The 18,719-nt window shown below is 69.9% G+C and carries 17 protein-coding genes and 1 tRNA gene; 6 read left to right on the forward strand and 12 right to left on the reverse strand.

The genetic code is table 11. From position 1 onward, the window contains the following. Positions 1-10 precede the first annotated feature (10 nt). Entirely contained in the window at positions 11-979 is a 969-nt protein-coding gene (locus ASE44_RS07100; protein ID WP_056007641.1) for an aldose 1-epimerase family protein, read from the forward strand. 25 nt (positions 980-1,004) lie between these two features. Further along, positions 1,005-1,256 (forward strand): hypothetical protein, encoded by a 252-nt coding sequence (locus ASE44_RS07105; RefSeq protein WP_056778523.1) that lies wholly within the window; start codon positions 1,005-1,007, stop codon positions 1,254-1,256. 30 nt (positions 1,257-1,286) lie between these two features. On the opposite strand, the gene ASE44_RS07110 is transcribed toward ASE44_RS07105, so the two are convergent. After that, positions 1,287-2,783, reverse strand: coding sequence for a serine hydrolase (locus ASE44_RS07110; RefSeq protein WP_162235740.1), 1,497 nt, complete (start codon positions 2,781-2,783; stop codon positions 1,287-1,289). A gap of 229 nt (positions 2,784-3,012) precedes the next feature. Between ASE44_RS07110 and ASE44_RS07115 the strand changes: the two genes are divergently transcribed. After that, positions 3,013-4,476 (forward strand): MFS transporter, encoded by a 1,464-nt coding sequence (locus ASE44_RS07115; protein WP_056007650.1) that lies wholly within the window; start codon positions 3,013-3,015, stop codon positions 4,474-4,476. A 13-nt stretch (positions 4,477-4,489) separates the two neighbouring features. Here the strand turns inward: ASE44_RS07115 and ASE44_RS07120 are convergent, their stop codons facing one another. The 8 genes from ASE44_RS07120 to galU form a co-directional block, all read right to left on the reverse strand. Beyond that, positions 4,490-5,152 carry a MurR/RpiR family transcriptional regulator gene (locus tag ASE44_RS07120; protein ID WP_200921026.1) on the reverse strand — a complete coding sequence of 221 codons (663 nt, stop codon included), beginning with the start codon at positions 5,150-5,152 and terminating at the stop codon, positions 4,490-4,492. Positions 5,153-5,337: 185 nt separating this feature from the next. Continuing rightward, a complete protein-coding gene (locus ASE44_RS07125) occupies positions 5,338-6,513 on the reverse strand; it encodes a mechanosensitive ion channel family protein (RefSeq protein ID WP_056007653.1) in 1,176 nt (391 codons plus the stop codon). A 123-nt stretch (positions 6,514-6,636) separates the two neighbouring features. Next, positions 6,637-7,812, reverse strand: coding sequence for a N(5)-(carboxyethyl)ornithine synthase (locus tag ASE44_RS07130; protein ID WP_056007655.1), 1,176 nt, complete (start codon positions 7,810-7,812; stop codon positions 6,637-6,639). 179 nt (positions 7,813-7,991) lie between these two features. Beyond that, a tRNA-Ala gene (locus tag ASE44_RS07135) sits at positions 7,992-8,068 on the reverse strand. A 51-nt stretch (positions 8,069-8,119) separates the two neighbouring features. After that, entirely contained in the window at positions 8,120-8,734 is a 615-nt protein-coding gene (locus ASE44_RS07140; RefSeq protein ID WP_056778534.1) for a hypothetical protein, read from the reverse strand. A 146-nt stretch (positions 8,735-8,880) separates the two neighbouring features. Beyond that, positions 8,881-9,906, reverse strand: a complete 1,026-nt coding sequence (locus tag ASE44_RS07145; RefSeq protein ID WP_056778536.1) for a hypothetical protein — start codon at positions 9,904-9,906, stop codon at positions 8,881-8,883. Positions 9,907-10,003: 97 nt separating this feature from the next. After that, positions 10,004-10,636: a GNAT family N-acetyltransferase gene (locus tag ASE44_RS07150; RefSeq protein ID WP_056011413.1), complete on the reverse strand. Its 633-nt coding sequence runs from the start codon at positions 10,634-10,636 to the stop codon at positions 10,004-10,006. Between the two features lie 142 nt (positions 10,637-10,778). Continuing rightward, the gene (galU, locus tag ASE44_RS07155; protein ID WP_056007664.1) at positions 10,779-11,672 is read right to left on the reverse strand and encodes a UTP--glucose-1-phosphate uridylyltransferase GalU; all 894 of its coding nucleotides are present in this window, start codon (positions 11,670-11,672) and stop codon (positions 10,779-10,781) included. Between the two features lie 153 nt (positions 11,673-11,825). On the opposite strand from galU, the gene ASE44_RS07160 reads away from it, so the two are divergent. The 3 genes from ASE44_RS07160 to mscL are packed head-to-tail and all read left to right on the forward strand — an operon-like array spanning position 11,826 to position 13,283. Further along, the gene (locus ASE44_RS07160) at positions 11,826-12,425 is read left to right on the forward strand and encodes a 5-formyltetrahydrofolate cyclo-ligase (RefSeq protein WP_056780934.1); all 600 of its coding nucleotides are present in this window, start codon (positions 11,826-11,828) and stop codon (positions 12,423-12,425) included. Between the two features lie 32 nt (positions 12,426-12,457). Then, entirely contained in the window at positions 12,458-12,784 is a 327-nt protein-coding gene (locus ASE44_RS07165; RefSeq protein ID WP_056007667.1) for an FmdB family zinc ribbon protein, read from the forward strand. Positions 12,785-12,836: 52 nt separating this feature from the next. Further along, the gene (gene mscL, locus ASE44_RS07170; RefSeq protein WP_056778539.1) at positions 12,837-13,283 is read left to right on the forward strand and encodes a large conductance mechanosensitive channel protein MscL; all 447 of its coding nucleotides are present in this window, start codon (positions 12,837-12,839) and stop codon (positions 13,281-13,283) included. 37 nt (positions 13,284-13,320) lie between these two features. Here the strand turns inward: mscL and ASE44_RS07175 are convergent, their stop codons facing one another. From ASE44_RS07175 to ASE44_RS07185, 3 genes are all read right to left on the reverse strand, one after another. After that, on the reverse strand, positions 13,321-13,536 hold the full coding sequence (locus ASE44_RS07175) for a hypothetical protein (RefSeq protein WP_056007672.1): 216 nt from the start codon (positions 13,534-13,536) through the stop codon (positions 13,321-13,323). A 16-nt stretch (positions 13,537-13,552) separates the two neighbouring features. Continuing rightward, positions 13,553-17,254: an AAA family ATPase gene (locus ASE44_RS07180; RefSeq protein WP_235522565.1), complete on the reverse strand. Its 3,702-nt coding sequence runs from the start codon at positions 17,252-17,254 to the stop codon at positions 13,553-13,555. A gap of 135 nt (positions 17,255-17,389) precedes the next feature. Continuing rightward, positions 17,390-18,604, reverse strand: a complete 1,215-nt coding sequence (locus ASE44_RS07185) for an ROK family transcriptional regulator (protein WP_082455881.1) — start codon at positions 18,602-18,604, stop codon at positions 17,390-17,392. Positions 18,605-18,719: the final 115 nt, after the last annotated feature.

The raw sequence follows: 18,719 nt of genomic DNA on the forward strand, positions 1-18,719 counted from the left end.
GAATGGGGCCGTGATCGAATCCACCCCCGCCGCGTCCCCGTCCGCCACCGTCGACCGCCGACCGATCTCGGGACGACGTGTCGACCTCACCCATGGGGCGTACACCGCGTCGATCGCGTCGGTCGGCGCCTCCCTGCGGTTCCTGCGGCACGAGGGACGCGACCTGGTGGTCCCGTTCGACGCCGACGAGGTCCGTCCGGCCTTCCGGGGTGCGATGCTCGCCCCGTGGCCGAACCGTGTGGTCGACGGCCGGTACACCTTCGCGGGGGTCGAGTACCAACTCGCCCTGACGGAGCCCTCGCGCGGGCACGCGCTCCACGGCCTCGCCGCCTGGTCCGATTGGGAGCTCGTGGCCTCGTCGACCGCGTCCGCGACGTTCCGCGTCGTCATCGAGGCGCAGGACGGCTACCCCTTCCGTGTGCAGGTGGCCGCGACGTACACGCTCGACGACGACGGGCTGCGCACCGAGGTCGAAGCGGTGAACCTGGGCGACACCGACGCCCCGTACGGCACGGGACCGCACCCCTACCTCGTCGCCGGCGAGGGCCGGGTCGACGACTGGACCCTGGAGCTCCCGGCATCGAAGGTGCTGACGGTCACCCCCGACCGCCTGAGCCCCGTCGCCGTGGAGGACGTGGACGGCGCCGACACCCGGCACTTCGACTTCCGGACGCCGCGCAGCATCGGCGACACCTTCATCGACCACGCGTTCACGGACCTCGCGACGGACGCCGACGCCGGTCAGGTCGTGGTCCGGGTGACCTCGCCTGCCGGCACCGGCGTCACCATGCACTGGGGCGACGGGCTGCCGTGGGTGCAGGTCCACACGGCCGACCAGCCTGTGCCGGAGCTCGACCGGCTGGGTCTCGCCGTCGAGCCGATGACCTGCCCGCCCGACGCCTTCTCGACCGGCACGGACCTCGTCGTGCTGGCCCCCAATACACCACACCGGGTGTCCTGGACCATCGCAGCACTCTGACAGCGGTCGGCGTTAGGCTGACGACATGTCACAGACGCTTGCGAAACTCATCGGTGGTCCGCTCGACAGCGAGATCATCCCGCTCGAAGACGGCCAGGACGGCGAACTCGTCCTCCCCTACGGCGAAGGCCAGCTCATCTACCGCCCCGCCGGCGAGGCGACGAACACCGGCGACCACGACGGCCCCACGACGACCGCGTACGAGTACGTCGAGTCCACCGAGGAGATCTCACCGACCAACCGCAACGGGAACGGCGACGACGACTCGATCGGCTGACCCGACCATCCGGACGCCGGCGACTGATCCTCAGTCGTCGGCGTCCGTCGTCTCCGGTCCTTCGTGATCGACCGTCACGGTGAAGGTCTGGACCCGCAGCGGCACCACCGGGGTCATGCGGACCTCCAGTCGGAGCCTCCCCTGCTCTCCCTCGACGAACCAGACGAGATGGTCCGGCGAGTTGCAGACGGGCGTGGCCCGGCCGGACGCCACCTCGGCGATACCGCCGACCGCCGCGACAGCCGCCTCGGCCGCGGTGCGGCGTTCGTCCAGCGGGACGTCGAGCGCGACGTTCTCGGCGAACAACGACGCGGCGACCCGGTCGTCCCAGTGCGACAGCAGCCCGGTCGCGGTCATCGACGCCACCAGGGTCTCCGGCCACGGACGGATCGCGGGTTCGGCGAGTTCGTCGGATGCCTGCGCTTCGGCGATCGCCAACCGGAGCACCTGTTCGGCGGGCTTCGCCACGGCCGCGTATCCGGCGTTCTCGAACGCGACGACCCCGAAGCCCGAGGCCGGGTGCCAGCGCATGTGCGCACTGTAGCCCGGGTATCCACCGGAGTGCGACACGAGCGGCCCGAGCGTGGCGTCCTCCTCCACGAAGAGCCCGAAGCCGTAGCCGAGCGCAAGGCGCGGCGGGAGGCCGTCGAGCGAGGGGCGCGGCGGGGCGAGGCGGTGCAGCTGCTGCATCTCGCGGCGACTCGCGCTCGACAGCGGACCGGTCTCGTCGCCCGTCCAGGCGGCGTCGAGCCAACGGACCCAGCCGATCAGGGTGGTCGCCGAAGCGAAGAGCCCGCCGATCGCGGAGAAGACCCCAGGCCCCGAGAACGGGACCTCGACGAACCGGTCGTCCGCGTCGACGGCTCGGTCCCGTCGGACGCGGTGACCGATCGCCGTGACCGCTCCGCCGTCCTCCGGGTGCTCGCGGTCGGGTCGCTCGAACACGGCGCCGAGCCCGAGCGGTTCCAGCAGGAGTGACGTCACCGCGTCCACGAACCGCCCGCCCGTCACCCGCTCGATCACCTGACCGAGGAGCGCGTAGCCGAGGTTCGAGTAGGCGAACGCCGTCCCCGGCACGGTGACGCACCGCACGCCGCGCACCAGCAGCCGACGGAACTCCGCAGGGGTGATCGACTCCTGGCGGTCGGCCCACGGATCGTCCGTCCCGAGCCCACCCGACATCGTGAGCAGCATCCGGACCGTCGGCCGGACGGCCGTCCCACCGGGCGTGGCCGGGGCGAACTCCGGGACGAACTCGTCCACCGGGGTGTCGAGGTCGAGCCGACCGGTGTCGCGGAGGATGAGGAGGACGGCAGCGGTGAAACTCTTCGTGCAGGACGCGATGCGGAAGAGCGTGTCCTCGTCGGGCACGTCGCCACCTCGGGTGCTCTCGCCGAAGCCGTGCGAGAAGCGGATCCGATCGCGATCGAACACCGCGACGTACGATCCGGGAGCGACGCCGCCGGCGATCCGGTCCTCGAACACGCGGGCGATACCCGTCTCCGTGCCGTCCTCCACCAGGTGCATCTCGTCTCCTCCTCGGCGGCGGCGCACCGCCGTCCGCGGTCCACTCGCCGTTCGAGCGTACGACCATTCCGCGACGACGATCACCATCGGCCGGGGTGCCGGGCGTACTGTGCTCCTCCGTTCAGATGAAGTCAAGGGGGCGAGATCCGCTGCGTCGGATCCGCGCCTCGGGAGTAGCGTCATCTCCCGGATCGACCGTCGAGGGGACGGCCGTGGAAGGAGTCGTTCCATGTCGAGCACGTCGACCTCCGGGCAGCCGGGTCCAGTCAAGAGTCTCGTCCCCGCCAGGATGGACCGATTGCCCTGGACCAGGTTCCATTGGATGATCGTCGTCGGTCTCGGGTTCTCCTGGGTGCTCGACGGACTCGAGATCCAGATCGTCGCCTCGGCCGGCTTCCAGAAGTCCCTGGGGCTCTCGGCTGCCGAGGTCGGGCTGCTCGGGACGATCTACCTGCTCGGCCAGGTCACCGGCGCCCTCGTCTTCGGGCGGATGGCGGACCGACTCGGGCGGAAGAAGCTCTTCATCCTCACGCTCGCGATCTACCTGGTCGCGAGCGGGATTGCCGGCCTGTCGCCGACGTTCTGGTTCCTCGCGATCTTCCGTTTCTTCGCCGGGATGGGCATCGGCGGTGAGTACGCCGCGATCAACTCGGCCATCGACGAACTCATCCCGTCGAAGTACCGAGGCCACGTCGACATCGCCATCAACGGCACGTACTGGGGCGGTGCCGCACTCGGATCGGCCGCGAACCTGTTCCTGTTGAACACCGACTACTTCGCCGAGGACGTCGGCTGGCGGATCGGCTTCTTCATCGGCCCGGTCCTCGGCCTCATGATCATCTTCCTCCGGCGGCACATCCCCGAGAGCCCGCGCTGGCTCATGACGCATGGCCGGGAGCAGGAGGCGGAGGCCACGGTCGACGACATCGAGGACACGGTCCGCAAGCAGGGCGGCACGATCGACCCCGTCGACGACTCGAAGGCGCTCACGGTGCAGGCACAGGGGCACATCCCGATCCGCACGATCTTCGGCGTGCTCTTCCGGACCTACCCCAAGCGCACCTTCGTCGGGCTCGCGATGATGATCACGCAGTCGTTCCTGTACAACGCGATCTTCTTCACCTACGCGCTCGTCCTCCAGAACTTCTACGGCACGAGCCCGTCGTCGACCCAGTACTACTTCTTCCCGTTCGCCATCGGGAACCTGCTCGGACCGCTCCTCCTCGGACGACTCTTCGACACCTGGGGTCGTCGCCAGATGATCTTCCTGACGTACGGGGTCTCGGGCGTGGTGCTCGCCGTCTCGGCCGTCCTCTTCAACGCCGGCGTCCTCGATGCGACGACGCAGACGATCTTCTGGTGCGTGTCGTTCTTCTTCGCCTCGGCAGGAGCGTCCAGCGCCTACCTCACGGTGAGCGAGATCTTCCCGCTCGAACTCCGCAGCCAGGTCATCGGGTACTTCTTCGCGATCGGTCAGATCGCCGGCTCGGTCGCGCCACTGCTGTACGGGATCCTCATCGGCGACGGCACGGACCGGGGCCCGCTGACGGTCGGCTACTTCATCGGAGCCGGGGTGATGATCCTCGGCGGTCTCATCGCCCTCATCTTCGGCGTCGACGCGGCCCGGAAATCGCTCGAGGACATCACCGAACCGCTGTCGATCGTCCGGGACGGCAAGCGCCCCGGGAACTGACCGTGGCCGCGGTTCAGCCCTCCTCGTCCACGTAGACCCCGAGGGTCTCAGCCAACCGCTCCCGCTCCACCGCACGTCGGCCGGCGCCCTTGGCGCTGGCCGTCGTGAGCGTCGCGAGGAGATGCAGGGTGAGCGCGATCCCGATCGAGGAGCTCGGGTGACCGTCGTCGGCTCGCCCGACCACGATCGTCTCGTCCGCGTAGGGGGTCAGCGGGGAGTCCGGGGCGTCGGTGATGAGGACGAGGCTGCCGCCCGCCTGCGCGAAGGGGACGGCGGAGGCGATCGTGTACTTGCGGTACCGCCGCAACGACACGGCGATCATCACATCGCTCGATCGGACGTCGCTGAGGACGTCGAGGGGACGGACGATGGTGCCGTCGATGAGGGTGACGTTCGCCAGACCGTAACTCAGGTCGGCGGCGAGCAGGGACGCGTAGGTGAACGACTTCGACGCCCCGATGAGGAACCGTCGGCGGGCCGACACGATGAGTGCAGCCGCACGTTCGAGTGCGCCGTCCGTCTTCGCCCAGGCGAGCGAGTCCTCGAACTGCTTGCGCTCCTGGTCGAGCAGCCGGTGCTTCAGCACGGAGGCGGACCGTCGTTCGAGTCGCTGCTCCGGCCGCTCACCCGGGACGGCCGTGTCCTCCTCGGTGAGGAAGCGGATGTCGTGGTTCACGCGGGGTCTCCTTCGCCTGCAGACACCGTCGTGCGATCAGGCGTCGTCCGTCCAGGTCGGCAGGGGCACCGACGGCCCGCCGGCAGGTCGCCCGGCGAGGTTCCCTCGATGGTAGCGAGCGGAAGCGCATACAAGATCGCCGGAACGACAACGATTCGGTGCAGACCGACGCGGCCGGTCCGCGATCAGCGTCCGCCCTGCTCGTCCGCCTCGGGCAGCGTGATCGAGGAGGTGAAGAGGCTCGCGCGCTGCTCGGCCTCCACGCTGCCGCTGAACAGCCCGACCGGTTCCGTCACCGGACCGCCGCGCTTCGGGACCGGGCGCGGTTCCTGCTCCACCATCTGCACGCGGTTGCGCGGGATCGCCGACGGGTTCTGCGCGAGGATCCACTCCACCATCTGCTCGCGCACGAGGCAGCGCAGGTCGAAGAGTGTCGGTGCGTCCACCGCCGTGACGAGGATGCGGATTCGCACGTACCCGCCGACGGCGTCGGTGACCTGCAGCACCTGGGCCCGGCCGTCCCAGAGGTCGGTGCGGTCGAGGATGCGCTCCAGCTCGGTGCGCATGACGGCGGGACTCACCCACCAGTCGAGGTCGAACTCCACCGAACCGAGCAGCTCGCTGGTGTTGCGGGTCCAGTTCTGGAACGGCGTCGACGTGAAGTAGGTGGAGGGCAGCACCATCCGCCGGTCGTCCCAGATGCCGACGACGACGTAGGTGAGCGTGATCTCCTCGATCCGCCCCCACTCCCCCTCGACGATCACGACGTCGTCGACGCGGATGGCGTCGCTGAAGGCGAGCTGGATCCCCGCGAAGACGTTGCCCAGGACGGACTGCGCGGCGAGGCCGGCGACGATGCTGACGACACCGGCCGAGGCGAGCACACTCGCTCCGACGCCCTGCACGCCGGGGAACGTCAGCAGGATCGAGGCGACGCCGACGATGACGACGACCGCGATCGCGAGCCGCCGGACGAGCGCGAGCTGCGTCTGCATGCGTCGGGCGACCTTGTTGTTCGGGACGTCGATGCGGTACCGCGCCTGTCCGAGCCCGATGACGAAGGCGAGGAGCGCGGCGACCAACCAGGTGGCAGCGGCGATCACGGCGATCCGGAAGCCCTGATCGATGAGCCCGCGGACGTTCTCGTCGGGCAGCGTCGCCGCCACCGCCAGCCACACCGCCACGAGGATCACGAGCGCGCGGAACGGGTGCCGTGCGCTCCCCGCGAGCGCGGCCGGCCAGTCGCGCCGTCTTGCCGCCAAGCGGAACGACACCGAGACGACGGCGAGCACGACGAGTGCTGCGACGGTGGCGATCCCCGCCGCTGCGGCGACACCCCACCAGCTCTCCCAAACGAACATCCGTGCCTCCTCGAGCTGGTCCTGCAGTCCTTGGTCGCGCCCTGCTCCTGCAGCGCGCAAGCGTCAAGCGTAGGGGCGCTCGTCCGCCGGGATCGACCGCTTGTGCGGCCTGCCACGAACCTCTCAGGCCGAGATGATCGGGTGCGGGTACTCCATCGTCCGATGCTGGAACTCGGCGATGGCCTCGTTGCGGAGGACACCGTCCTGGATCTCGACGGCGCGGTCGACGGTCAGGTTGTCGGCCCACGCCGCCGGCCCGGCGAGCACGACGGGCAGGAACGGCAGGAGGGCCTCGCTGTTCTCCCAGCTGGACGAGTTCCAGAGAAGCGAGGGACTGTGGTCGACGGCGTAGTAGTTGATCTCGCCCCGCCCGACGGTGAACATCGGGTCGTCGAAGCCGGTCGTCCGCGCCCACTCGAAGGCCATCCCCTCGTCGCAGGAGACGTCCACGATGAGGCTGCCGGGGCGGAAGGCACCCAGGTCGTCCTCTCGCAGGTACAGCAGCGGGGCGTTCGGGTCCTGCAGGGTGCAGTTCACGACGATGTCGCTCTCCGCGAGGAACGGAGCGAGCGGGACGCGCCCCTCGTCGGTGATCACCTCGCTGAGGTAGGGGCCGTCATCGTGGTCGAACTGGATCATGCGGGCGGAGTGGATGGGTGACGCCACCGCCGCCACCCGACGGTTGGTGAGCACCCTCACATCGTGGATGCCGTGGGCGTTGAGCGCGGTCACCGCGCCTCGGGCGGTCGCGCCGAAGCCGATGACGACGGCAGTCAGGCGACGACCGTAGCTGCCGGTGGAGCCGCAGAGCTCCAGGGCGTGGATCACCGAGCTGTAGCCCGCGAGTTCGTTGTTCTTGTGGAAGACGTGCAGCCCGAAGCTGCCGTCGGCGGCCCAGTGGTTCATCGCCTCGAAGGCGATGAGGGTGAGCCGTTTGTCGATCGCGAGCTGGGTGAGCGGGGTGTCCTGGACGCAGTGCGGCCAGCCCCACAGCGTCTGCCCGTCGCGGAGTTGCTGGACGTCCTCGAGCTGCGGCTTCGGGAGGAGGACGACGTCGGCCTGCGCGATGACCTCGGCGCGCGTCGCGAACGAGCGGACGTACGGTGCGATCTCCTCGCCGGAGACGCCGAATCGGGTGCCATACCCATGCTCGACGACGATGCGGGACCGGAACTCCTCCGGGATGCGTTCGAAGTGCGCCGGGTGGATCGGGACGCGCCGTTCGTCGGGTTTCAGCGAGGTGCCGACCACCCCGAGGACGCTGTCGTGCTGCACGGTCGGTTCGGATCCTGCTGGCATGACTGCTCGTCCCGTTCACGGGAGCCGAGGCGGCGCCGTGCCCCTGACCGTACAGGACGCGGCGCGGAGCCGACACGCGGGGGCACGCGCACGGCCCTGGGAACACGGCAGCCCCTCGAACGTGACAGGCCCTCCAACACGACAGCCCCACACCGTGAGGTGCGGGGCTGTCGTCGTGTTGGTGGACCCAAGGGGATTCGAACCCCTGACCCCCTCGATGCGAACGAGGTGCGCTACCGGACTGCGCCATGGGCCCAACTACTCGTCCAGGCTAGCAGACCGCGCGACCCGTTTCGAACCGGCGGAACTACTCCTCGTAGGGGTTCGGGCCGTCGTCGACCGGCATCCCGCCGTCCTGTGGATTCGCCGCGATGAGCGCCGCGAGGTCGAGGTCGCGGAACCACCGGAGGCGCTGACTCCTGGCACGTCGGTAGTGTTCGTCCACGACCGGTTCGTCGAGCACCCGGTCGAGTTTCGCCTGGATGGCGCGCTCCAGATCGCCCCAGGCGCGCTCGCGAGCGGACTCCGCGATCGCCGCGACGAAGGCCTCGTCCTGGCTCACGCGCCGCAGTTCCGCGGCGAGCCCCGAGTACACCTCGCGACGACGCGACAGCGCGCTGAGATCCCCTGCGCGGTAGTCGTGCTGGTGGCGAGCGCTCCCCCGACGCTGGAACGCCGTCTGGCGGGCCTCCCGCGCCAGATCGGCGTACTCCTCCTGCTCGTCCGCCATACGCCCGAGCTCGCGGCGGACGGCGGCCTGCGTGGCCTCAGCGTCGTAGGAGGCACCATCGCGGAGGGCTCGCTCGATGATCCAGTTCGTGACCTCGACCACCGTCCATGAGCGGGCGATCAGCAGGCCTTCCTCGACCGCGTGCTCGACCGGCGGCGGAGCGACCTCGGGAGGCGCGACGTAGGGCTTCATCGGCTTCCGCCGGCCTTTGCGCCACACGCCCATCGGTCACCTTTCGCGTTCCAGGGCGCCGACGAGACTGGATCGACGAACCCCCTCCACGAGTCTATCCGGAGCGGGTGACCGCTTCATGAACGACTGGAGCGGAGGGCCGTCGGTCAGCCGGCGGCGCGGCGACGCTGCAGGAGCGTGGAGCCGCCGGCGGCGATCTCGCCCTCGTCGACGACGCCCATGGCGGCGAACCGGCTCGGAGCCGGCTGTGGTTCGACCCGCTCGGGCTGCGGAGCGGCCACCGGCTCCGGGCGACGGACGATCGTCGGCATGGCCGGAGCGAGTCGCTCGGCGCGCGAGGCGATGGCCTCCTGCATGGCGGCCTGGCGGAGCCGGTCGTACGCGTCGGCCTTCGCCAGCTCGGCTGCAGCGGACGAGCCCTCGGAGAGGTGCAGCGGCTTGGGGATGGCCGTCGGGGTCCACGTCTGCGCCTGGGAGGCCGCCTTGACGGGCTCGTTGTACTCGAAGAGCGCCGACTCGACCCGCCTGGTCGTCACGGCGACCGCGGGGACCGGCGCGACGGCACGGTGGGCGATGCGCGACATGCGCGAGAGGGCGGACAGGGCGAGCAGCCCGACGACGGTTGACGAGACACCGAGGACGAGCCCGCCGCCGGCCAGGAAGGTGGTGACACCGGAGCAGAAGCCGATGATCGACGCGACGAGCACGGTGGTGGCGAGCAGCCTCGAGCGTCGTCGGCTCCTCGCGAGTTTCGCGGCCCGCGCGTTGCGCTGGACGGCACGAGCAGCAGCGGCGGCGGCACGACGAGCGTCCTCTGCGGCACGAGCCGCGGCCTCGGCCTGCACGGCCTTCGCCTCCTCCTCGCGCCGGATGCGATCGGCTTCGGCGAGTTCGACGCGCGCCGCGGCTTCCGCCGTCGCCTTCGTCCTGGCTTCCAGCTGCTTCAGCAGCTTCCGCTGGGCTGCGACCTCGCGCGAGGTGGCCTCGAGACGGACGGCCTCCGGCACCTCGGCGGTCTCCGCGAGCACGCGGAGCGTCTGCTGGAGTCGGATCGCGTTCCGCTCACTGGCGGAGAACTGACTGTCGCGCACCCATGAGGGCACCAGGTACACCAGCCACAGCATCGCCGCGACCAGAATGATCACCCCACCGCTCAGGAATCCGCCGTCCATGTTCATGACCGTAGCGGGTGGACGCCCGCAGACCGATCACCGGCGGGGTGTGTCCGCGGATGGATCTCCAAACCGACCGCCGTGCCGGCCCGCGGGGTCAACGCCCGGGGAAGGGTGCCGAAGCGGCGATGCGGTCCGTCTCGGGGATCACGCAGGCGTCCTTCGGGACCTGTCCGTCCAACCACCGGTTCAGGACCCCACCGGGGACCTCCTCGCGCACGAGCGCGAAGCAGAAGTGGTCGCGCCAGTCGCCGTCGATGTGGATGAACCGACGCCGGAGTCCCTCGTAGCGGAAGCCGAGCTTCTCGACCACGCGCAGGCTCGGCGCGTTCTCCGGGCGGATGCAGATCTCCAGGCGGTGGAGCTGCAGGGCGGTGAAGCAGTGGTCCGTCGCCAGGGCCGTGGCGATCGGCGTGGCACCGAGGCCCGCGAAGCGCTGCGAGACCCAGTACCCGATCGATGCGGACGCCAGGGAGCCGTAGGTGATGCCGGAGACGTTGAGCTGGCCGGCGAATTCGCCGTCGACCTCGATGACGAACGGGAGACCGGCACCGGAACGGGCGTGGTTCTGCAGCGACCGGATCGCCGCACGACTGTCGGCCGGAACGGGGCCGTAGGGGCTGGTGGCCTCCCACCGGCGCAGCCAGGCGCGGTTCTCCGCGAGCTCGCGCTCGAGGGGCCTCGCATCGCGGACCTTGATGGGCCGGATGCTGACTCGTCCGCTCCTCAAAACGGGTACGACCTGCACCACCTTGCCACCCCTCTCGCGTCCTGTGGCGAGCCTAGCGGAGCACTCCCCGGGTCACCGACGCAGCCGCGCCCCGACGCCCGCTTTCGCGGGCCCGGGGCGCGTCGTGCGTCGTCGGCCGTCCTCAGTCGAGGTCTCCGGCGAAGTCCTTGAGCCACGGCCGCAGCTCGGGACCGAGGTCTTCGCGGTCGACCGCGAGCTGCACGATCGCCTTGATGTAGTCGAGGCGGTCACCCGTGTCGTAGCGACGGCCTCGGAAGATGACCCCGTAGACACCGCCGGTGCCCTCGACGTCGGCGGCCATCTCCTGCAGCGCGTCGGTCAGCTGGATCTCGCCACCCTTGCCCGGCTCGGTGCGCTCGAGGATCTCGAACACCTCGGGCTTCAGCACGTAGCGGCCAATGATCGCGAGGTTGGACGGGGCGTCCTCCTTCGCGGGCTTCTCGACGAGGCCCGTGACCCGCACGACGTCGGCGTCGTCGGTCGCCTCGACGGCTGCCGCACCGTAGAGGTGGATGGAGTCGGGGTCGACCTCCATGAGGGCGATGATCGTCGCGTTCCGCTTGTCCTGCTCGTCGAGCATGCGCTCCAGCAGGACGTCGCGGGCGTCGATCAGGTCGTCACCCAGGAGCACGGCGAAGGGCTCGTTGCCGACGTGGCGCTTGGCGCGGAGGACGGCGTGGCCGAGGCCCTTCGGGTCGCCCTGGCGCAGGAAGTGGATGTCGGCGAGCTCGTTCGACTCGTTGACCTTCTCGAGGCGCTGGGTGTCGCCCTTCTTCGCGAGGTTGAGCTCGAGCTCCGTCACACGGTCGAAGTGGTTGGCGAGCGCGTTCTTGTTCCGGCCGATGATCATGAGGACGTCGGCCAGGCCGGCACTGACAGCCTCCTCGACGACGTACTGGATGGCCGGCTTGTCGACGACGGGGAGCATCTCCTTGGGCAGCGCCTTCGTGGCCGGGAGGAACCGGGTGCCGAGACCTGCTGCGGGGATGACTGCTTTGGTAACTCGAGTGGTCATAGGGGAAAACCTATCGTGTGGAGCCGGTGAAGTCGCCGAAGAGGGCCTCGAACGGGGGTGAAATCCCCTCAACCCCTGGACGAGGCGGCAGTTGTCGGGTAGGTCGCCGCGCAACGAGCCGACGCCGACGCCGAGCCGTTTAGAATGGGACCCATGACGAGCCCCGCAGAGCACGAGAAACGAGCGCTCCGCGCCGAGCTCCGCGAGCGGCGTGAGCTGCTCACCTCGCTCGAGAAGGAGCGGTCGACGACCGGGCTGACCGACAACCTCAGAGCCCTCGTCTCCCGACTCGGAGCGACCTCCCTGGCCTGCTACCTCGCCTCACCGAGCGAACCGGACACGCGTCCGTTCCTCCAGTGGGCCCAGGAGGCCGGCATCCGCATCCTCTTCCCCGTCACCCGCACCGACGGACTCCTCGACTGGACGATCGGCGAGGACGGCATCGAGACGGTCGGCTTCGCCGGCACGCCTGAGGTCGTCGGCACCACGCTCGGTCCCATCGCCATCAACGACGTCGATCTGATCCTCGTGCCGGCGGCGGCCGTCGACGGCAGTGGCATGCGGATGGGCTGGGGTCGCGGCTACTTCGACAAGACGCTCGGTTCGATGGAGCGCTGCCCACCCGTCTACGCGGTCCTCTACGACACCGAGATCCTCGACGAGGTCCCGAGCGAGATCCACGACGAGCCCGTCGGCGGCGCGGTCACCCCGAGCCGCATCATCGACTTCGACCAGGTCCGACCGCGCCGCTGAGCGCGCCGACCCGCCACATCCCAGGAGACCCCGTGCCCACCTACGCGTACCGCTGCACCGAGTGCGGCAATGCCTTCGACATCCAGCAGGCGTTCACCGACGACTCGCTCACCGAGTGCCCGGCCTGCTCCGGCAAGCTGCGGAAGCTCTTCAGCGCGGTCGGCGTGACCTTCAACGGGTCCGGCTTCTACCGCACGGACTCCCGCGCCGGTGCCGGCAAGGGGTCGAGTTCCATCCCCGCGTCCTCGGGCAGCTCGGAGAGCTCGTCGAAGTCCTCCTCGTCCGACGCCAAGGGCTCCTCCGGTGCGTCCTCGTCGTCGAGCCCGGCTCCCGCGTCGACTGGGAGCAGCTCGTCCTGAGCCGGTAGCGTAGCGAGGGTCCGTTCCATCCCCGATCATCAGGGAGACCCCCATGCTCAAAGGTTTCAAGGAGTTCATCCTCCGAGGCAACGTGATCGACCTGGCCGTGGCCGTCGTGATCGGGGCCGCGTTCACCGCGATCGTCAACTCGCTCGTCGAGAACATCTTCAACCCGCTGCTCGGCGCACTCTTCAAGGCCGAGAGCCTGAAGGACGCCTTCGTCGTCAAGATCCCGACGCTCGACGGGCAGACGGCCGACTTGCAGTTCGGCGCCTTCCTCGGTGCCGCGATCCAGTTCGTGCTCATCGCAGCCGTCGTCTACTTCGTCATCGTGCTGCCGATGAACCACTTCAAGCGCGTCACGACCAAGCCGACGATCGCGGACGAAGCGGCGGCTCCGAGCGAGTTGTCCCTGCTCACCGAGATCCGCGACGTCCTGAAGACCGGCACGAGCGCACCCCTGCCGCCCGCACGCGACGACACGACCGACGGCCGCTAGCCTGCAGCCTGGCAGTCCTGTCGACGTCCCGTCCCACTCACCAGTGGGGCGGGACGTTGCGTTGCAACTCGGCGTCGTTGCCACCGCCGCCGGCGGGTTTCGCCGGACCGCCCCAGGCCTCGTCGGTGTCCTCGGTGGCCTTCACCGGGCCGGCCGGGAGCTGTGGCGCCGGATCCGTCCCGGGAGCGCCGGGACGGATCGCCCGCCTCGACCCTCGCGGGCGGACGATTCGCGGCTCCTGATCGTCCTGCATGATCAGCGTCCGATCATCAGTGGCGTGGGACCTGCACGGCGATCGGCGCGGTGTCGAGGTGTTCGGTCGTCGTGAGCCCGAGCACGCCGGCGACGCGCTGGGCGACCGCCTCCGCGTCGGCGAACAGGTCGAAACTGTGCACGCGGACGTAGTGCCAACCGAGACGGCGGAGGACGTCGGGGCGGAGCCGCAACGACTCACGAAGGCTCGCGTCACCGAGTTCCTCGTCGCACTCGACGACGACGGCCCGGCCACCCCATGAGGCGACGAGGGCGAGCTTGCCGCGGTAACCCATGTCGACCCGCATCCCGAGCGTCTCAAGACGCGTGGCGAGGTCGACGAGCATCGGCTCGGCCTCGTGCGTCGCCTGGTCCTCGGAGGCACGGCGGGACGTGTCCGTGAGGATGCGGGCGAGCGCGAGGATGCCGTGCTGGATCCGGTTCTGATCGAGGTCCTCAGGACGCACGCAGGAGACGATCACCATGGACCGTCGGGCGCGCGTCATCCCGACCGCGAGCAACCGGTCGCCACCGGGCTGGCCCAGCGCACCGAAGTCCGACAGGACGCGACCGTGCGGCGTCAGTCCGTATCCGATCGAGAAGATGACCCGATCGCGGCTCTCGGCCACGGACTGCTCGAGCGTCAGGACGGTGAACGGTTCCGCGCGCTCGCGGAGAAGGAAGTCGGAGAGGTCGGCACGACGCGCGAAGGCGGCGAGGACGGCCTGCTGGACGCGCACCGCGTGCTTGTCGCTCGCCGTGACCACCATGAGCGACTCGCGCGGACGGTTCGACGCGTGCTCGAGGACGAGTTCGACGACCCGTTCGACCTCGACGTCGACGCTCTCGACGGCCCCGGTGACGGGGTCGGGCATGCCGAGTCCACCGGGCACGTAGTCGAGGCTCAGGCTGCCGTGCCCCAGGAACGAGCCCGCCCACGGGAGGGAGTCGATCTGGCCGCCGTAGAAGCGCTCGTTGACGAGCTCGGCGAGGTCCTCGCCGCCGGCGCGGTAGGACCGCGTCAGCATGAGGGTCGGGAGGACGGAGCTCAGCTGCTCGAGCGCGGACTCGCGGTGCAACTCGGCGAGGTCGGCGTGCGGCTCCGACGTCGCCTCCTGATCCGTCAGGCGGATCTCGAACGGGGACGGGCTCTGCGTGACCGGGTCGCCGAACGCGACGACCTGACGAGCGCGGCGGATGGCGTCCACGTTCTCGGCGAGCAGGGTGGCCCCGGCGTCGACGAGGAAGACGGCGTCGAAGGACGCGCTCTCCGGGATCCGCGGCACCTCGTACGGCGAGACGAGCCAGACCGGCGCGAGGACGCGTGAGAGCGTGGGAGCCGCCTGCTCGAGCTCGGCGGCTCGGAGCGGTCGGTCGCGCTTCAGGAGCGACCGGAGGGCCATGCCCTCGGTCGCGTGGTCGACGAGGCCGATCTTCCAGGTGTCGGCGAGCAGCGAGGCGAGCAGCTGACCGGAGGCGGAGGCGTGCGCTTCGTCCACGAGTCGGAAGTCGGACTCGAGGCGCTCGACGACACTCGTGTTCGCACCGAGCAGACCGCGGTCCTCCGTGAGGACGAGTTCGAGCAAGGACTGCCACCAGGCGAGTTCGAGCTCGTCGGCCAGGCGCGTCCGCGGCACGTGCCGCTGGGACAGGTCGATGATGAGTTCGCCGAGCCCCTGCTCACGCAGACCCGCGAGGATCGCGGTGCGCTCCTGGAGGTTGTGCAGCACCTCGGATTCGGCGGCGAGCTCGGAGATCGTCCGGACGAGGCTCGGGATGGCGAGGCGTCCGAGGCGGTCCGGGGTGTCGGCGATGCCGAGCGGCTGGTCGACGAGCTCGAGCTTCCCCGCGACCATGGTGTACGTCTGCTCGACGTCCGCGATGCCGAGCGGCACCTCCGGGGGCGCGCCGGTCGTCACGTAGCGCTGCCAGAGGGTGCGCTGCTGCTGGATCCTGCGGAGCGCGGCGTTCATGTCCGGCACGTGCGCGCCGGGTCGCAGGTACTCCTTGGCGAGCGCCTTGAGACGACGACGGCTGGCCGAGGACATGGCCGTCGAGTCCTTCCGTGGGCTCGTCGCGACGATGAGGTCGGCGAGCGAACGGTCGAAGACGTCGGGCTGGAAGCGGTCGAGCGTCTCGCGGATGTCGGCGAGGAGTCGGAGGTAGATGCCGAGTTCGTCGATCGACTCGAAGGGACGCATCTGCGTCTGGCCGATGAGTCCGTAGGCGCGCTCGAGCAGCTGCGGCAGATCCTTGCGGTGCAGACGCTTGGCGAGCTCGTGGGTCTCCTGCGCCTCGGCGGTCGTGTCGAACGAGGCGCCGTACCACGGCGAGTCGCCAGGACCGTATCGGAACTCACCGAGGGCGGCTGCGCCTTCGAGCGCCTCGGCCGCGCGAGAACGACCGGCGGCGAGCCCCACGAGCGTCTGGCGGTCGAGGCGGACGAGGGTTCCGGGCGGGTTCGGCAGCTTGGAGAGCTTGGAGAGCGCCTCGAGGGCGTCGATGACGGAGACCCGGAGGTCCGGGTCCTTCGCCTGCAGCGAGGTGCGGTAGTCGATGAGGACCCGACGCAACCGCACGAGGGCGTCGTCGACCTCCCCCACCTGCGGCGGGATCGCGCGCTCGTTCCGCGTGATCGCCTGGATCAGGTCGCGGCGGAGGGTCGACGGCGACGCGCACAGGCCGGGAAGTCCGACCTTCGTCAGCCGGTGGCGGATGCCCTCGAGGGTGGAGCGGCGAGGGCTCACCACGAGGACGCGCTTGTGCTGGGACGCGAGCACGCCGATGGCGTTCACGATCGTCTGGGTGCCGCCGGTGCCCGGGAGCGTGGTGACGACGAGCGAGTTGCCGGCGCCGATCTGCGCGATGACATTCTCCTGCTCCACGTCGGCGTCGAGCAGCAGGGTGTCGGTCGACGGCGGGCGGTCGTCCTGTCCGGGCGCGTCCACCGGGGTGAAGCTGCTGCGAACGAGACCGACGGCGCCCTCGTCGCCGGCGACGGCGTCGAGGATCGGGTGGTCGAGCTTCGCGGCGTCGTCCAGCAGCGAGTGCCCGACCGCGGCGAAGGACGAGACGAGCAACCGGGGCTGGACCGTGAACCATTCGAGCCCTGCGGCGAGCGAGCGGAGGCGGTCGATCACGGGCTGCGGCTTGAAGACGCCACCGGACTCGCTCAGGGCGACGAACTCGTCCGGGTCGAGGACGATGCCGAACTGCTCACGGAGCGCACGGACGAGCTCAGGGTTCGCCGTCGTGGTGCCGCGGAGTTTGACCTCGAAGTCGCGGCCGTATCGACGGATGGCGAGCGGCCGCAGGAGGACCGGGGCGCTGAAGTCCTCACCCTGGTGCGTCCACTGGGCCAGCCCGACGGCGAGGTGCACGGCGTCGATGCCGCGGACGGTCGCAAGCTCGATGCCCTTCGTGGTGATGCGGTCGGCGGCACGCTTCGCTCCGCGGAGGGCGATCTCGTCGCGGATGAGGTTCGACAACAGCGTCGACTTCCCCGAGATGAACTGCGGCAGGCCGCCGGGGTGGGTGGAACTCAGTTCGACCCGGGTCGTCGGAGCATCGACGAAGTGCAGCAGGGGCGAGGGTCCGCCGACCGTGCTGAGCTGCTGACGCCACGCGTTCAGCGCCGTGTCGACCACGCCCGCCGATGCCGCGACGGGACCCTCGCGGAGTTGCGACTCCGCTGCTTCCCGTTCGACTCCGGACGTCACGTCGCCGTCATCCCGTCTCTTCTCTAGCCGCCACACCCTTGCACCATACGTGCCAGGTAGGCGAAACGCCGGGAAGCAGTGCGGTTTTTCGTCGAGTCCGTCCAGGAATTGTGCGACGCGCGCGGCCGGCGTCCGTCAGGAGACGCCGAGGAGGCCGGAGAGCACCATCACCGCGGTCCCGCGCAGGACGATGTCCGAGCCCTGCTCGCTCATCCGGATGCGGACACCGCCGTGGAACTCGGTCATGGTCCGCGCCCGGACGGTCTCGATCGCCGCGTCCAACAGCACGCCGCCGAGCAGCTCCTCCGGACCGCTCACGACGATCTCCGAGAGGTTCAGGGCACCGACGATGGCGGCGAGCGAGATGCCGAGGCGTTCCCCGGCCGCCCGGAGGATCTCGTCGCGGCGACGTTCGACCTCCGCGATCGGCAGGCCACTCCCGTCGACCTCGTCGAGCAGTTGCCGGAGGTGCGGGACGGCCAACCAGGCCTCGAGGCACCCGCGCTTCCCGCAGGCGCAGAGGGGGCCACCATCGGTACCGACGACCACGTGGCCGATCTCGCCGGCCGCGAACCGACTGCCGAACAGCGGGTGGCCGCCGACGAGCAACCCGGCGCCGACACCGTTGCCGACGCTCACGAGCATGAGGTCGCCATCCGCCCCGCCGAAGCTGTACTCCGCGAGCACCGCCGCGTTGGCGTCGTTCGCGACGAGCACCGGGACCTGGGCGACCTGTTCGATCGCGCCCTGGAGGTCGACGTCCGTCCAACCGAGGTTCGGGGCGCTGCGCACCGTGCCGGTCATGTCCACGACACCCGGCGAACCGACGCCGAGTCCGAGCACCTCCACCGTCGCCTCGTCGACGAGGTCGGCGGCGAGCGCCACCGCCTTCGCGATCGCGGCCTCCCCCGTCGCCCCGTCGAGCGGCACCTGCAGCATCGTCACGATGTCGCCGTCGAGCGTGAGGACGGCACCGCGGAACAGCTCGGTGTCGGAGAGGTCGAGGCCGACGATCTGGAACTCGGCGCGGTTGATGTCGATGAGGGTGGCGGGTTTACCCGGGCGTGCGGTCTCCCGCAAGCCGACCTCGACGATGAGGTTGTCGGCGATGAGCGAGGCGACGAGATCGGAGATGCTCACCCGGGTGAGGCCGGTGGCACGCGCGATGTCGGCACGGCTCATGGCGCCGCTCGCGAAGAGCGTCTGGAGGACGAGCGCGCGGTTGTGGCCGCGGGCGTGCTCCGGCAGGACCTTGGCGTTCGGCCGCAACCGCCGGGCCGGGGTGTAGGGGAAGGACTCGATGCGCTCCGACGCGATCCCGCCGCCGTGTCCGAATCCGCCTGCAGTCATGCGATAAGTAAAGCAGGCTGCGCTTCATCGTGCGGCACCGCGATGTCACCCGATGGTCACCGACGCGTCTCCTCTCGGGCACCTCCGGGACCCGTCCGGCGCGGAGCATCGTGGG

Source organism: Plantibacter sp. Leaf1, assembly GCF_001421315.1.
Taxonomy (GTDB): Bacteria; Actinomycetota; Actinomycetes; order Actinomycetales; family Microbacteriaceae; genus Plantibacter.